The following is a 14,657-nucleotide window of genomic DNA, read 5'->3' on the forward strand; positions in this document are numbered from 1 at the left end:
GGTGATTGATTCTTATTGTGTTTCACTATGAAGGGGGTAGTTTGTGATGTTATTTGAAAAGATGAAACAATACGATTATGAACAAGTTGTTTTTTGTCAGGATGAGGCTTCTGGACTAAAAGCGATTATTGCCATTCACGATACAACTCTAGGACCGGCGCTAGGTGGATGTAGAATGTGGCCATATGAAACTGAAGAAGAGGCCCTTACGGATGTTTTGAGACTTGCGCGTGGTATGACTTATAAAAATGCGGCGGCTGGACTCAATTTGGGTGGCGGGAAAACGGTCATTATCGGAGATCCAAAAAAGGACAAAAGTGAAGCCCTTTTTCGTGCCTTAGGGCGTTATGTGGAAAGCTTAAATGGGCGTTATATTATTGCGGAAGATGTGGGCACGACTGTTCAGGATATGGATTATATCCATGAGGAGACCAAGTATGTGACAGGGATATCTGAAACGTTCGGGTCATCTGGAAATCCAAGTCCAATGACGGCGCGGGGTGTTTATGTTGCTATGAAACGGACAGCAAAAGAAGCATTTGGAACGGATTCTTTACTTGGGAAAAAAATCGCGGTTCAGGGTGTTGGCAATGTAGCTTATGCGCTTTGCGATTTGTTACACAAAGAAGGCGCCGAACTTATTTTGACGGATATTAATACGCAAGCGGTAGAGCGGGCTGTGCGTGATTTTGGTGCGGAAGCTGTTTTGCCAAATGAAATTTATACGGTGGATGCGGATATTTTTGCCCCATGTGCGCTAGGCGGTATTTTAAATGATGAGACAATACCCCAGTTTAAATTTAAAGTGATTTGTGGTAGTGCAAATAATCAGTTGTTAGATATAGAAAAACATGGTGAGATGCTTGCTATGAGAGGGATTTTATATGCACCAGACTATATTGTAAATGCTGGTGGCGTGATTAATGTGGCGGATGAGCTGCTTGGGTATAATGAGGAACGGGCTAAGAAAAAAATTGATGAAATTTATGACCAAATTGGGAAGGTTTATGAAATTTCGGCGGAAGCGGGTATTATTCCGGCTATCGGCGCGGATCATATGGCTCTGAAGCGAATTGAAATGATGAAGCAAGTGCGTAGTACATTTTTGATGATGAAATAAGGGAATATTAGTGAGCTCCTTTTTTTAGAAGGAGCTTTTTCTTGCCTAAAAGGGTGCGTGTTATTATACTTATTTCATAAGACGCAAGGAGGAATTGACAATGAATGAAGGACAACAAAAATTTCAAGCATTTATTTTAGAGCGCACAGAGGATGGTAGGGAGTCCGCTATGAAGGAGCTTCTTAGCGAGAGCTTCAAAAAACAAGATTCGGGGGATTTTGACCAAATGTATTTAATGGCTATGGTTCCGAAAATGGTTTCGTATATTCGGGAAGATAAACGCGACGAAGTGATGGAAGTGGTTCAAAAATTTGGCGCGAGTCACGTAAGTAAATGATATGGCTAAGTCGATTGTTGAAAAACTTCAGTTAACGAAATATAACACGAAAGTGGTTTTAAACGTGCCACAGGATTTTACGGAGCTTGATGCTTTAGAGAACGTGGACCATTCTTTTAAACAAAAGCAATATGATTTAATCTTTGGTTTTGTGTATACAATGGCGGAAATGAAGGTTTTTGTGGAGGAGATTGTTGCGCAAAATCGTCTAGGTGAAAAAGGCTATTTATTTGTGGCGTATCCGAAAAAAGGAAATGCGCTTTATGATACGTTTGTGCATCGTGACGAAATCATGCCAACACTTAATGTTGATGAAGAGGGCTTTTTACCGAATAGTGGCCTAAAATTTTCGCGTATGGTGAGCATGGATGAGACGTTTACGGTTGTAGGAATGAAAGAAGCGTTAAAAGAAAAAGGTAAAGTGACTGCAAGAAGCGGAGCGGATGAGCCAGACTATGCGACAAAAATTCCTGATTTTAAAGCACTTATCGCTTCTGATGCACCGGCGCTTGTGGAATTTGAAAAACTTGCTGCGGGTTATCAAAAGACGTGGGCGAGATATGTGTTTAGCGCGAAACAACAAGCGACGCAGGAAAAACGCTTGTTAGAAGCGAAAGAAATCATAAAAGAGGGATATAAAAGTATCGATTTATATCGCCGAAATAAAAAGTAAAAACGTTGCTTAGCCTGTTTTGTGGCTAAGCTTTTTTTATATTAACAAAAATGTTTCCTTATGGAAAAAATTTAAAGAAAGGATTAAGAAATGGAAAATGATATTGTGTTTTGTTATAAAACGTGATATTCTTTACATGAAAATAAAAGAACGAATATTTTTGCCTGTAAGGTGAGGCTCCTATGCAAACATAGGCCACTGCCCAAAAACGTCCAAAGACGCCAATGGGTAGAACAGGGATTGTCGGATTAAGGCTTTCCATAATGTGGCTAAGAAATGATTTTTTTCTTTACGTTGCACAGTGCCAAAACTTTTGCGAGGGGAAAGCATAATCATAGGTTTATTTGAATGTGTCTTTATCCTTGTCAACGTTTTGGCAAGGATTTTTTTGTGGCAAAAATGGTGAAAGGATGTGAGATAAATGCCATGTATATTAGCTGATATGGACCCGGATAGTTGTGATAAAAAATATAGGGGTATTTATCTGCCAATCACACGCATGTAGTACCTCTTGTAGGAGGATATGCCATGAGACCAAATGAAGTGGGTTTATTAAAAGAATCCAAGGAAAAATTAGATACCTTGTTCACGTATTATCAAACAAATGGGCAAGGTTTAAACGAAAATCAAGTGAAAAAGCGGTTAGTAGAATTTGGTTACAACCGAACCAAGAAAAGTAAACCTAAGCCACTCTACTTACTTTTAGCCAAAGCGTTTAACGATCCATTTATTTATATTTTAATCGTACTTGCGGTTATTTCATTTCTAACATCCGATTTTGAAGCGGCTATTATTATGAGTATGATGATTTTATTTAGTGCTTTAATTAGTTTTATTCAGTCAGTCAGGGCGCAAAAAGCTAGTTTTTCTTTGCAATCATTTATTCAAAATAAAACGACGGTTATTCGTAATAATAAAAAACAAGAAATTGACACAAAATATCTTGTTCAAGGAGATATTCTCCATTTATCGACAGGGGCTATGGTTCCAGCTGATGTGCGTATTTTTGAAGCACAAGATTTGTTTATCAACCAATCAATGCTAACGGGAGAATCATTACCTGTTGAAAAATATGATTTTCCTGATGAAAAAAGTGATACGATTTTAGGCAGCCATAATTTAAGTTTTATGGGAACCGATGTCGTAAGTGGAACAGGGCGAGCGATTGTGCTACGTACAGGAGACCACACGATTTTTGGTGAGCTTGCTGAGATCGCCACACAAACACGAGGGGACACGAGCTTTGATAAGGGCGTTCGCTCAATCTCAAAATTGCTGTTTTACCTTATGCTTGTCATGGTGCCTATTGTGTTTGCCATTAACGGTTTTTTAAAAGGGGATTGGCTGCAAGCTTTTATGTTTTCTGTCGCCGTTGCAGTGGGACTTACACCTGAAATGCTCCCCATGATTGTTAATACAAACCTTGCTAAAGGGGCCATTAAAATGGCCAAAAAGAAAGTGATTGTGAAGGAACTTAGTGCCATCCAAAACCTTGGTGCGATGGATATTTTATGTACAGATAAAACGGGTACGCTCACTTGCGATAAAATTTCGTTAGTAAAACATGTGACAACAACGGGAAAACAATCGATGGAAGTTTTAGAACTGGCTTTTTTAAATAGTTATTATCAAACCGGTTATAAAAATGTGCTAGATTATGCTGTTATCAAACATACGGAAAAGAAAAGTGGGCAACTTAGAAACTTAAAACGAATGCAAAAGTTAGATGAAATCCCGTTTGATTTTGAACGACGACTATTAAGTGTTGTAATTCGCGAACGAAGCGCTGACCGCCTCATTACAAAAGGAGCCGTTTTAGAAGTTTTCCAAATTTGTACGCACTTTGATGCAGATGGTCAAATAAAAGAATTAACAGAGGAAGATAAAATCAAATTTCAAGCGTTTAGTGAGGAATTAAATAAAGCCGGCATGCGTGTTATTGCTATTTGTTATAAGGATAAACCTAAAGCCTCTACTTTTTCAAAAAATGATGAAGAAAGTATGATTTTAAAAGGCTTTATTGGCTTTCTAGACCCTGTTAAATCGTCTGCTAAATATGCGATTGAAAGTTTAACACAAAAGGGTGTGCATATAAAAGTTTTAACGGGTGATAATGAAATTGTAACGAAAAAGATTTGCGAGGATGTAGGAATTCCAAATGAACGATTTTTACTAGGATCGCAAATTGAAAAAATGACAGATTGTGAGCTTCATGAGGCCCTTGTAAAAGTTTCGATTTTAGCCAAACTGTCCCCACTTCAAAAAGCTCGCATCGTAGCAGTTTTGAAAAGAAACAATCATACAGTGGGTTTCATGGGGGACGGCATGAATGACGCACCGGCGCTTAGAAAAGCAGATGTAGGAATTTCTGTTGATACGGCGACAGATATTACAAAAGACGCCAGTTCTATCATTTTATTAGAAAAAAGTTTAACGATTCTGGAACAAGGTTTAGCGGAAGGACGAACGGTTTTCGGCAATATTTTAAAATATATGAAGATGACCGCCAGTTCAAACTTCGGCAACGTATTTAGTGTTTTAGTAGCGAGTGCCTTTCTACCATTCTTACCGATGCTATCCATTCATCTACTCCTCCAAAATTTATTGTATGATGTTTCACAACTTACCCTACCTTGGGACAGGATGGACGATTCGTTCCTGAAAAAGCCACGGAAATGGAATACGAAAAATATGCTGCGCTTTATTGTAACGATTGGGCCAGTGAGCTCAGTTTTTGATATTTTGACCTTTCTTGTTATGTGGTTTGTATTTAAGGCCAACACAGTAGGTGAACAGGCGCTCTTCCAAAGTGGATGGTTCGTTGTTGGCTTACTCACGCAAACCCTTGTCGTACACATGATTCGGACTGAAAAGATACCGTTTATTGAATCTGTAGCAACAAAACCAGTGATGCTTTCTACTTGTTGTGTTATGGGGCTTGGCCTTGTGATACCATTTACAGGCTTCGGTCACGCGATTGGTCTTGTGGACCTACCAGCACTTTACTTCGGGTTTTTAGTATGCATCCTAATTAGTTATATGGTCACAATCCAAATTGTCAAACATATTTACATCAAAAAATTCCAGGATTGGATTTAAAAGGAGATTTGAAATTGTCATACTTAAAAAACAAAACAATCCCAATCAATTATGGCCTATTAGGAATGTATAGCGTCGTCTTAGTCTATAGCGCAAGCTTTCAGACGGCGCTTGTGCGCTATGAGGTAAATGCTAATTATTTTGCTATTAGACAATCTATTTTTTTCACAGTAGGCCTGCTCCTCATGCTCTTTATTTCCCGTTTTAATCGGCAGATTTTTTTGCGTGAAAAAAGCATTCGTTCGATTTATCTTGTTACTTTTTTTATGTTGCTTTCTGTTCTTATTTTAGGTGAAACTACAAATTCGGCGCAGCGTTGGCTCAATTTATTTGGTTTTGTGTTTCAGCCAACGGAACTCATTAAAATTTTCGTTATTTTATTTACAGCATCGTATTTTACATATTTTCGGAAACAAATTGACAGAAGTGACCGCCCCCTTTATTTATACATCTTCTTATTATTAATGATTGTGGGGCTTATCATTTTACAGCCTGACCTAGGCACGGCGGCGATTGTATTTGTGATTGCGATTAGTCAGCTTATGGCATCAGGCTTGTCATTTAAACGCATTTTTAAAGTAGCGCTCTTTTTAATTGGGGTATTTATCGTGGCCATTTTATTCGTTTATTTCATTCATCCGGACTTTTTTAGTAGTACAAAAATGGCCCGCTTTAGTTATTTGGATCCGTTTAACAAAGAAAATTTGGATGACTCCTATCAGCTTCGAAACGGCTATTATGCCATCGGAAATGGAGGTTTTTTTGGAAATGGTCTCGGCGCAAGCATTCAAAAACTAGGCTATTTGCCAGAGGCGCACACGGATTTTATTATGACAATTATTTCGGAGGAACTAGGTGTTTTTGGCCTTTTACTCTACCTTACTTTTATCTTTATTTTTATAAAAAAGCTTTTTCCGTGGTGTTCTTGAGTCAGTCGACTTTTGACGTGCTTGTCGCGATTGGTGTTTTAAGCTGGTTATCCATCCAAGTGTTTTTTAATCTGGGCGGTGTTTCGGGAATTATCCCACTTACTGGCGTGCCATTGCCATTTATGAGTTACGGTGGGAGTTCGATTTTAGCGCTTTCGTGTGGCTTAGGTTTTGTGCTTGCGGGGGGAGAGGCGAATGAAAAAGCAGATTAAAGAAGGTGTTTTTTATGCATGAACGTAGAAAAGAAAGCGAAAAAATAATTTCCCTCGTGGTGCTTTTAAGTATCATGAGTTGTATAGCGATTTATTTTGCGCAACAAACGGAACAATATGAGAAAAATTTTGTTTTCCAACAAGTTACATTTTTGATTTTTGGCTTTGGGATATGCTACCTGGTTTCCAAAAGTCCGATTGATTTTATTCGAAAGCATATTTTTTGGTTTTACGGGGCGGCAGTTGTCCTTTTACTTGGTATTGTTTTAAAAGTTCCTTTTACACAAGAAGTGAACGGGGCGACTAGGTGGTACCGTTTTGCCGGCTTTTCCCTTCAGCCATCCGAAGTTATAAAAGGCGTTTTTGTCCTCGCTATGGCTCATTTTGCTGCGAAATATGAGAAAACACCGGTGAAACAGTTACTTGTTATGGGCGGACTAGCGCTGCCGATTTTACTTTTACTTTATAAGCAGCCGGATCTTGGGACAACCATTGTGTATTTTGTGACGATGTTTACGATTATGCTCATTGCGAATCGGTCATGGAAATTAATTGTGGGTATTATTTCGGCAGCTGTTTTGTCTGTTAGTCTCTTTTTATTTTTACTGTTAAACCATATGGAATGGCTTGAGATGTTTGGTTTCAAACGGTATCAATTTGCGCGGATTTTTACTTGGCTGGACCCTGCAAGTGATCCAAATGGCGCTTATCAGGTCAACCTGTCTATGAAGGCCATTGGCTCGGGAATGCTTTCAGGGAGGAACGGGAGCGTTTATATCCCCGAAAGCCACACCGATATGATTTTTAGTACAATTGGAAATCAGTTTGGTTTTATAGGGGTAAGTATTTTGCTTATTGTCTTTATTCTTTTTATTAAAGAACTGATTGAAGCGGGCTTAAATATGAAGAAAAGTTTTTCGATGTACCTTTTTGCGGGCTTTGCCATGTGTTTTGCTTTCAATATATTTGAAAACATTGCGATGTCGATTGGGTTAATGCCACTTACAGGTATTCCGCTCCCATTTATTAGTTATGGGGGTTCGTCTGTGTTTGGAAATATGATTTGTATTGGGATTATGCTAGCGGCTATTCGCTATGATGCACAATTAGAGTAGCTTCTTTCTACTAAAAAACCGAAATATGTTACAATGTGAGTAGGAGTTGTAGAAGGGATACGTTGTGTATGGCGAATTATATTAATAAGGAAAAACGACAAATTGATTTCGATCCATTTCAGTTGCCTATTATTGCCATCCCAGAAGTTATGGCAGTTTCATTTATGCCAAAAACAGAAAAGGCACTTTTAATCCGCATAGCCGATGTGGGGACACATTTTAAACCGCTAAAAAATCCTGATTTATATGACGCAATTCTGGAAATTCATTTTAATGACATTAACGAAGAAGATGACTACTGGGGATTAAGCCAAAAAGAAGAACATGAAATGAAGTTATTCAATGAACGTCATGCGTCCATGATTTACTCCTTTTAGATAAGCATCCTGACAGAGGACAAATTGTGGTGCACTGTAATGCAGGCGTAAGCCGAAGTAGCGCTGTTGCGATGGGAATTGCTGAACATTACGGCGATACGGTGACACTTGAACAATTAAAGGAAATTAAACGATATTTACCAAATCCACGTGTTTTAACTATCATGCGCGGGGGAAAATATATATAAACAAAGAAGCGTGCTTGCCTAGTGCGCTTCTTTTGACTCTTGTATTGTCGGATAAATCACGCATATCAGATTTTACGCCCTATTTGAATTGTTCTTTTAAAAAGGATTTTCACGATTTAATGGTATAATACGTTCTAGGATGGAACTCCTACATAAATGAGTACTTATATGCAAAAAAATTCATAATTCAAAAAAGGAATGAGTTCAATGTCAAACGAAATTAAAAAAATGGGACTTATCAGCTTAATTTTAATGATTTTCACATCAGTATTTGGTTTTGCAAATGGACCAATCGGTTTTTACCGAATGGGTTACAGCGCGATTCCGTGGTATATTGGAGCCGGAATTTTCTTCTTTATTCCATTTGCGCTGATGATGGCGGAATATGGTGCCGCTTATCGTAAGGAAAAAGGCGGAATTTATTCATGGATGAATGACAGTATCGGGCCGCGTTATGCATTTATCGTAACGTTCATGTGGTTCACCTCGTACGTCATTTGGATGGTCGGAACAGCTTCAAAAGTCTGGATACCATTTTCTATCTTCCTCTTTGGCGAAGATAAAACCCAAACATGGTCGATTCTAGGCTTGTCACCTACTAAAACAGTCGGCATCTTAGCGTCATTTGGATGGTTATCGTAACATTGCTTGCTTCAAAAGGATTAAAACAAATTACAAAAGTTACAGCTGTCGGCGGAATCGCCGTTATGGGACTAAATGTCGTTTTAATCGTCGTAAGTTTACTCATTTTAATGTTAAACGGCGGAAATTTTGCGCAAGATATTTCAGGCGTCAAAGATTTTCTTGTATCGCCTAACCCAAGTTACCTAAGCCCAATCGCTATCTTGTCGTTTTGTGTGTTCGCTATCTTTGCCTATGGTGGCACCGAGGCAGTAGCCGGTCTAGTTGACCAAACAAAAAATCCAACAAAAACATTTCCAAAAGGGATTATGATCGCCGCATTCATTATTTCTATCGGTTATGCCCTTGAAATTTTTATGTGGGGAATTAGCACAAACTGGGATAAAATTTTAAGTGGATCAAACGTCAATTACGGGAATATCACATATGTCTTAATGTATAACCTCGGATTAGAATTTGGGAATGCACTAGGACTCGCAACAGATTCAGCTGCACAAATGGCGAACTGGTTCGCACGTGTAACAGGACTTTCCATGTTCTTAGCTTATACAGGCGCATTCTTTACTCTAATTTATTCACCACTAAAAGCTATCGTACAAGGAACAGCGGCATACTGGCCAAAACGTATGAGCAAAATTAATAAATTCGGAATGCCTGAATTTGCTATGTGGATGCAGTGTTTGCTCGTTGTTATTATCGTTCTAATCGTTTCTTTTGGAGGAAAAAGTGCCTCTGCGTTTTATAATACATTAACCTTAATGGCCAACGTCTCCATGACCTTGCCTTATGTATTCTTAGCATTTGCATTCCCGTTCTTCAAAAATCGGGAGGGCTTAGAGCGACCTTTCGTGGTCTATAAAACAAAAGCAATCACCTATATCGTCACATTTATTGTGGTCGCTATTGTAGGATTTTCAAATATCTTTACGATTATTGAACCTGCTATGAGCGGAAACTATAGTGATACAATTTGGATGGTAGTTGGCCCAGTCTTCTTTGCGATTATTGCAATGGCAATCTATGAAAATTACCATATCAGACAAAGAAAACTTAAGAAGTAAAAGTAAGAACACTACTTTGCGTAGTGTTCTTAGCTTGTAGAAAAACTCAAAGTTTAAGCAAAACAAAACGCTTCTCACCAAAATCAGACTGCTGACAAATGGTGAGATTCTAGGCAGGACCGAGTACCGGAGCGGAGCGTACTCGAGTACGTGAGCACCGGAACGGAGGTGCTAACAACGAAGATTGCCGTTTGTCAGCAGTCTGAGAACACTACTTTGCGTAGTGTTCTTTTATAATGCTTTTTTCTTATTAGAAATCCACTTTTTCTAGTACACTTAATGTGTGAACACAAACGAAAATAAATCATTTTCACACGATGAATGGAGGATTTTTTATGAGTAAACATTTTGATTATATTGTCATCGGCGGTGGCAGCGGCGGAATCGCTTCAGCAAATCGGGCCGCAATGTACGGTAAGAAAGTAGCTTTAGTTGAACCCGTAAATCTTGGCGGAACTTGCGTCAATGTTGGTTGTGTCCCTAAAAAGGTAATGTGGTACGGTGCGCAAATTAAAGAAGGCATTGAAAAACTAGGACCGGACTATGGGTTAAAAGGAGAAGTGGACTTTGACTTTGAAACGCTAGTTAAAAATCGTGAAGTCTATATTGAACGCCTGCACGGAATTTATAAAACTAATTTAGACAAAAATAAGGTAACGGTCTTAAGTGGTTATGCGAAATTCACGAGCGACAAGACGGTCGAAGTAGCGGGCGAAATTTATTCGGCCGATCATATTTTAATTGCAACTGGCGGAAAACCAACCATTCCGGACGTCGAAGGAGCCGAACTTGGCACAGATTCAAACGGATTTTTTGCTATGCGTGAGCTACCAAAACGTGTGGCCGTCGTTGGAGCCGGCTATATCGCTGTCGAATTATCTGGCATTTTACATGCGTTTGGTGTCGATACCCATTTATTTATCCGTAAAGACAAGCCTCTGCGTCACTTTGATTCCATAATTTCAGAAACATTAATTAAAGTGATGACAAAAGATGGTCCAAATCTTCATACTGAAAGCGTGCCAAAAGCGGTTAAGAAAAACGAAGATGGTAGTTTAACACTTGAACTTGAAAATGGAGAGTCCTTTGAGGTCGATAAACTGATTTGGGCGATTGGACGGACGCCGGTTACAGATACCATGAATATTGCAGCAAGTGGTGTTATGCTTGACGAAAAAGGTTTTGTTAAAGTAGACAAATATCAAACTACTTCAGTACCTCATATTTATGCTGTAGGGGATGTGACAGGGCATGTTGAGCTGACGCCTGTTGCGATTGCAGCAGGTAGAAGACTTTCTGAACGCCTCTTTAATGGGAAGCTAGATGAACATTTAGACTATAACCTTATCCCGACAGTTGTGTTTAGTCACCCGCCTATTGGAACGATTGGTTTAACGGAAGAAGCGGCGAAAGAAAAGTACGGGGAGAAAAATATTAAAGTGTATTCGTCCTCCTTTACGTCTATGTATACGGTTATAACAGAACACCGGGAGCCTACTCGTATGAAACTGGTATGTCTCGGTGAAAATGAAAAAATTGTGGGACTGCACGGAATTGGTACAGGGATGGATGAGCTTCTGCAAGGATTTGCTGTAGCGATTAAAATGGGAGCGACAAAAGCGGATTTCGATAATACGGTAGCCATTCACCCAACAAGCGCCGAAGAATTCGTTACGATGCGATAAAAAGGAGGAGCAAACATGACTAAAAAATTAGCGCTTTATTTTGTCAGACACGGACAAACCTATTTAAATAAAAATTTGCGAATGCAAGGTTGGGCTGATACACCATTAACACCAGAAGGGGCAGAAATCGTGCGCCAAAGTGGCCGGGGTCTATCCGACACCGAATTTGTCGCCGCCTACTCAAGCGACCTACACCGCACCATTTCAACAGCTAAAATCCTTCTACATGAAAACAAGCACGGCTTTGGCTTGCAGCTTGAGCCACGGAGTGAATTTCGGGAGACTTTTTTCGGTTCTTTTGAAGGAGAAAAAGGGGATGTGGCATGGGGCGAAATCGCCCGCTTTAACGGCTACGATTCACAAGAAGACTTCTTTTCAAAAGTAGATGTGAGAACCATGATGAATGACACTAAAAAAGCCGATCCAACTGGCGATGCCGAAGACTTCATGACCTTTTGGACCCGCGTTGAAAAAGGGTTCCTCCATGTCATTAACCGTCACCGCGATACAGGCGGCAACATCCTCATTGTGGCCCACGGGAATACCATTCGCAATATCGTGCATGAACTTGAGCCTTCAATTACAGAAAGCTTCGTTTTAGATAACGCGAGCGTGACAGTTTTAACCTATGAAAATGGCTTATTTAAAGTAGAACGACTTAATGATATTTCACATTTTCGAGCAGAATAAAAAAATTAACCATTTCCCAAGCGGAAGTGGTTCTTTTTTACTTAGACTGAAAGATAAGATAGTAGCTAAAGATTTTAGGGTATAGTAAAAAATAAGCTTATGAAGCTAGACAATGGAGACATTTTACAACAAAGCTTAGGTTTCAAATTTTAGGAGGTTTTAAGATGAGAAATAAAAACGATTATAACGGGAAGTTTGAAAAGCAACCACAAAAATACCCGGGGATACAAAGTAAAATGAGCCAGTACCTGATACAGGGGAACAAACGTATAAAGGCTCGGGGAAACTAGTGAATAAAAAAGCGTTAATAACAGGCGGAGATTCGGGAATTGGTCGTGCAGCTGCAATTGCTTACGCGAGAGAAGGAGCAGATGTTGCTATTAGCTATCTTAAAGATGAGGAACAAGATGCAAAAGAGGTCAAAGAAGTTATTGAAAAAGAAGGGCGCAAATGCGTATTACTTCCAGGTGACTTACGCGAGGAAGGCTGTGCGCAAAAAATTGTAAAAAGTGCCGCCTCCTCATTAGGTGGATTAAATATTGTTGTGTTAAATGCAGGCATACAACAATACGAGTATGATGTTCAAAAAATTTCATCCAAGCAGTTACGTGATACCTTTGAAGTGAATGTATTTTCGGTTGTTTTTGCTATTCAAGAAGCATTAAATTATTTGGATGAAAAAAGTAGTATTATTTTGACCTCTTCCATACAAGGCGTGAAACCAAGCGCTCATTTAGTTGATTACGCGATGACGAAAAGCTGTGAAATTTCACTTATCAAAAGTTTAGCACCACAATTAGGTGGAAAAGGCATTCGAATTAATGCTGTGGCACCTGGCCCAATATGGACGCCGCTTCAAATCTGTGGTGGTCAGCCACAAGACAACATTCCAGAGTTTGGACAAAATCAACCACTGATGCGTGCCGGCCAACCAGTCGAACTGGCAAGTGTCTATGTTTTACTGGCTTCCGATGAGGCAAGCTATATAACAGGCCAAGTTTACGGTGTAACAGGCGGTGCACCGATTAACTAATTTTCTACAAAAGGAAAGGGGTTTGAAACAAATGCCATGGACGAAAAATAATTATCCCAATTCATGGAAAAACTTAAAGACAGAAGAACGAGAAAAAGCCATTGAAATTGGGAATGCATTATTAAAAGAAGGTTATTCAGAGGACCGTGCCATCCCAATTGCAACCGCTAAAGCAGAAGAATGGTATGAAAAACATAAAAAGTAAAAAAAACGCACTCGCTTTGAGTGCGTTTTTGATTTAGACTTTTTCAGTATCAAGCTTACTTTCATCGTCATCAGGCGGCGCTTTTTTGTCACTTCGCCGCAGTTGAATGAGTTTCACAACGTTCACAATAATCGTTTTCACAACCGCATAAAGTGGCACACCCAGAACCATTCCGAGAAGCCCGGCAAGATTACCTGCTACAAGTAAAATCACAATAATGGTTAAAGGATGGATTTTCAGTGACCGACCCATAATAAGCGGTTGAAGTACGTTGCCGTCAATTTGTTGTACGATAACGACTACAATAATAACAAGTAACGCTTGAAACGGGGAAGTGAAGAGTGCCACAATAACAGCTGGTGCCGCCCCAATGACCGGCCCTAAATACGGAATGATATTTGTCACACCGGCAATCAGCGCGAATAAAAGACCATATGGCTGCCCGATAATTAAATACCCGATAAACGTAAAAATACCAACAAACAAGCAATCAAGCGCTTGAGAACTAATATAAGAAGATAATGTTTTGTTCATTTCTTGAATGATTTTTTTAGCATCCGGACGAATTACTTTCGGGAAAAATTTTTCAACAGAATCCATAAAGCGATGCCCGTCTTTAAACATATAAAGTAAGATAAACGGTACAGTGACTAAAATCATAACAAAACTAGTAAGGAAACTTGCGATGGCACCAATACCTGCCGTTACTCCGTTTAAAACACTATTTAAGATTTTAGGTACTGAAATATTGGCTTTTTCAAGTTCGCCTTTAATATCAAAATCATTTAGCGGCGGATTTTTGGTAATGCCGCCCAGCCATTTTTCAAAATCAGACCAGTAACCAGGAATTGCTTTTGCAAGTTCAGTGATTTGGTCAGTAAGTACAGGGCCAATTTGAACTACTGCGAGCACGATTATGGCTATAAAAGCAATAAAAATTAAAATGACGCTAAGTAAGCGTGGTACTTTTCTTTTTTCTAAAAAAAGTACGAGTGGGTTAAACATATAAAATAAAAAGCCAGAAACTAAAATTGGTAAAAATAAAGTTGAAATAATCACTCCAATTGGCGAGAAGATATATTTCATTTGAAGTAATAAGAAAACAATCGCTACAATCGCTAAAATTTCGATTGTCCAAAAAAACATTTTGCTTTCTCTAAAGCGTGATCCTTTCATTATAAGCCCCTTTCTAAAAATTCCTTTTTTTATAGTGTATCATCATCCCTATGAAATAGCCATTTATAAATTGACCTTCCAAAAGAACTGTTATATTATATATATAACAGTAAGG

Annotated in this window: 13 protein-coding genes, 2 pseudogenes and 1 riboswitch; of the genes and pseudogenes, 14 read left to right on the forward strand and 1 reads right to left on the reverse strand. The window is 39.0% G+C overall.

Features of this window, described 5'->3' with window-relative positions:
* Positions 1 to 46 precede the first annotated feature (46 nt).
* The 14 genes and pseudogenes from LFLEISCH_RS00810 to LFLEISCH_RS15195 all read left to right on the forward strand — a co-directional run bounded on the left by LFLEISCH_RS00810 (position 47) and on the right by LFLEISCH_RS15195 (position 13,366).
* Entirely contained in the window at positions 47 to 1,120 is a 1,074-nt protein-coding gene (locus tag LFLEISCH_RS00810) for a Glu/Leu/Phe/Val dehydrogenase dimerization domain-containing protein (protein WP_007472028.1), read from the forward strand.
* A 100-nt stretch (positions 1,121 to 1,220) separates the two neighbouring features.
* The gene (locus tag LFLEISCH_RS00815) at positions 1,221 to 1,457 is read left to right on the forward strand and encodes a hypothetical protein (RefSeq protein ID WP_007472034.1); all 237 of its coding nucleotides are present in this window, start codon (positions 1,221 to 1,223) and stop codon (positions 1,455 to 1,457) included.
* 1 nt (position 1,458) lies between these two features.
* A complete protein-coding gene (locus LFLEISCH_RS00820; protein ID WP_007472037.1) occupies positions 1,459 to 2,130 on the forward strand; it encodes a YdeI/OmpD-associated family protein in 672 nt (223 codons plus the stop codon).
* 156 nt (positions 2,131 to 2,286) lie between these two features.
* A riboswitch (M-box (ykoK) riboswitch) is annotated at positions 2,287 to 2,460 on the forward strand.
* 198 nt (positions 2,461 to 2,658) lie between these two features.
* Positions 2,659 to 5,229 carry a magnesium-translocating P-type ATPase gene (gene mgtA / locus LFLEISCH_RS00825; RefSeq protein WP_007472039.1) on the forward strand — a complete coding sequence of 857 codons (2,571 nt, stop codon included), beginning with the start codon at positions 2,659 to 2,661 and terminating at the stop codon, positions 5,227 to 5,229.
* Positions 5,230 to 5,243: 14 nt separating this feature from the next.
* Complete coding sequence (locus tag LFLEISCH_RS00830) at positions 5,244 to 6,158, forward strand: FtsW/RodA/SpoVE family cell cycle protein (RefSeq protein WP_007472041.1); 915 nt, start codon at positions 5,244 to 5,246, stop codon at positions 6,156 to 6,158.
* Entirely contained in the window at positions 6,155 to 6,370 is a 216-nt protein-coding gene (locus LFLEISCH_RS15690; RefSeq protein WP_007472043.1) for an FtsW/RodA/SpoVE family cell cycle protein, read from the forward strand. The genes LFLEISCH_RS00830 and LFLEISCH_RS15690 overlap by 4 nt, the downstream gene beginning before the upstream one ends.
* A 14-nt stretch (positions 6,371 to 6,384) precedes the next feature.
* Positions 6,385 to 7,485, forward strand: a complete 1,101-nt coding sequence (locus tag LFLEISCH_RS00840) for an FtsW/RodA/SpoVE family cell cycle protein (protein WP_007472045.1) — start codon at positions 6,385 to 6,387, stop codon at positions 7,483 to 7,485.
* A 68-nt stretch (positions 7,486 to 7,553) separates the two neighbouring features.
* Positions 7,554 to 8,050: pseudogene (locus tag LFLEISCH_RS00845) on the forward strand (hypothetical protein).
* A 207-nt stretch (positions 8,051 to 8,257) separates the two neighbouring features.
* On the forward strand, positions 8,258 to 8,692 hold the full coding sequence (locus LFLEISCH_RS16135; protein WP_007472050.1) for an amino acid permease: 435 nt from the start codon (positions 8,258 to 8,260) through the stop codon (positions 8,690 to 8,692).
* A complete protein-coding gene (gene yjeM, locus LFLEISCH_RS00850; RefSeq protein WP_007472052.1) occupies positions 8,680 to 9,753 on the forward strand; it encodes a glutamate/gamma-aminobutyrate family transporter YjeM in 1,074 nt (357 codons plus the stop codon). The genes LFLEISCH_RS16135 and yjeM overlap by 13 nt, the downstream gene beginning before the upstream one ends.
* A 335-nt stretch (positions 9,754 to 10,088) precedes the next feature.
* On the forward strand, positions 10,089 to 11,438 hold the full coding sequence (gene gorA, locus LFLEISCH_RS00855) for a glutathione-disulfide reductase (protein ID WP_007472054.1): 1,350 nt from the start codon (positions 10,089 to 10,091) through the stop codon (positions 11,436 to 11,438).
* 15 nt (positions 11,439 to 11,453) lie between these two features.
* Positions 11,454 to 12,128, forward strand: a complete 675-nt coding sequence (locus tag LFLEISCH_RS00860) for a histidine phosphatase family protein (RefSeq protein WP_007472057.1) — start codon at positions 11,454 to 11,456, stop codon at positions 12,126 to 12,128.
* A gap of 164 nt (positions 12,129 to 12,292) precedes the next feature.
* Positions 12,293 to 13,161: pseudogene (locus LFLEISCH_RS00865) on the forward strand (SDR family oxidoreductase).
* A gap of 31 nt (positions 13,162 to 13,192) precedes the next feature.
* Positions 13,193 to 13,366, forward strand: a complete 174-nt coding sequence (locus LFLEISCH_RS15195) for a DUF2188 domain-containing protein (RefSeq protein ID WP_007472060.1) — start codon at positions 13,193 to 13,195, stop codon at positions 13,364 to 13,366.
* Between the two features lie 33 nt (positions 13,367 to 13,399).
* Here LFLEISCH_RS15195 and LFLEISCH_RS00870 read toward each other — a convergent pair whose 3' ends face one another.
* On the reverse strand, positions 13,400 to 14,542 hold the full coding sequence (locus tag LFLEISCH_RS00870) for an AI-2E family transporter (RefSeq protein ID WP_007472063.1): 1,143 nt from the start codon (positions 14,540 to 14,542) through the stop codon (positions 13,400 to 13,402).
* Positions 14,543 to 14,657 lie beyond the last annotated feature (115 nt).

The sequence above is a fragment of the Listeria fleischmannii subsp. fleischmannii LU2006-1 genome (assembly GCF_000344175.1).
In the GTDB taxonomy this organism is placed as follows: domain Bacteria; phylum Bacillota; class Bacilli; order Lactobacillales; family Listeriaceae; genus Listeria; species Listeria fleischmannii.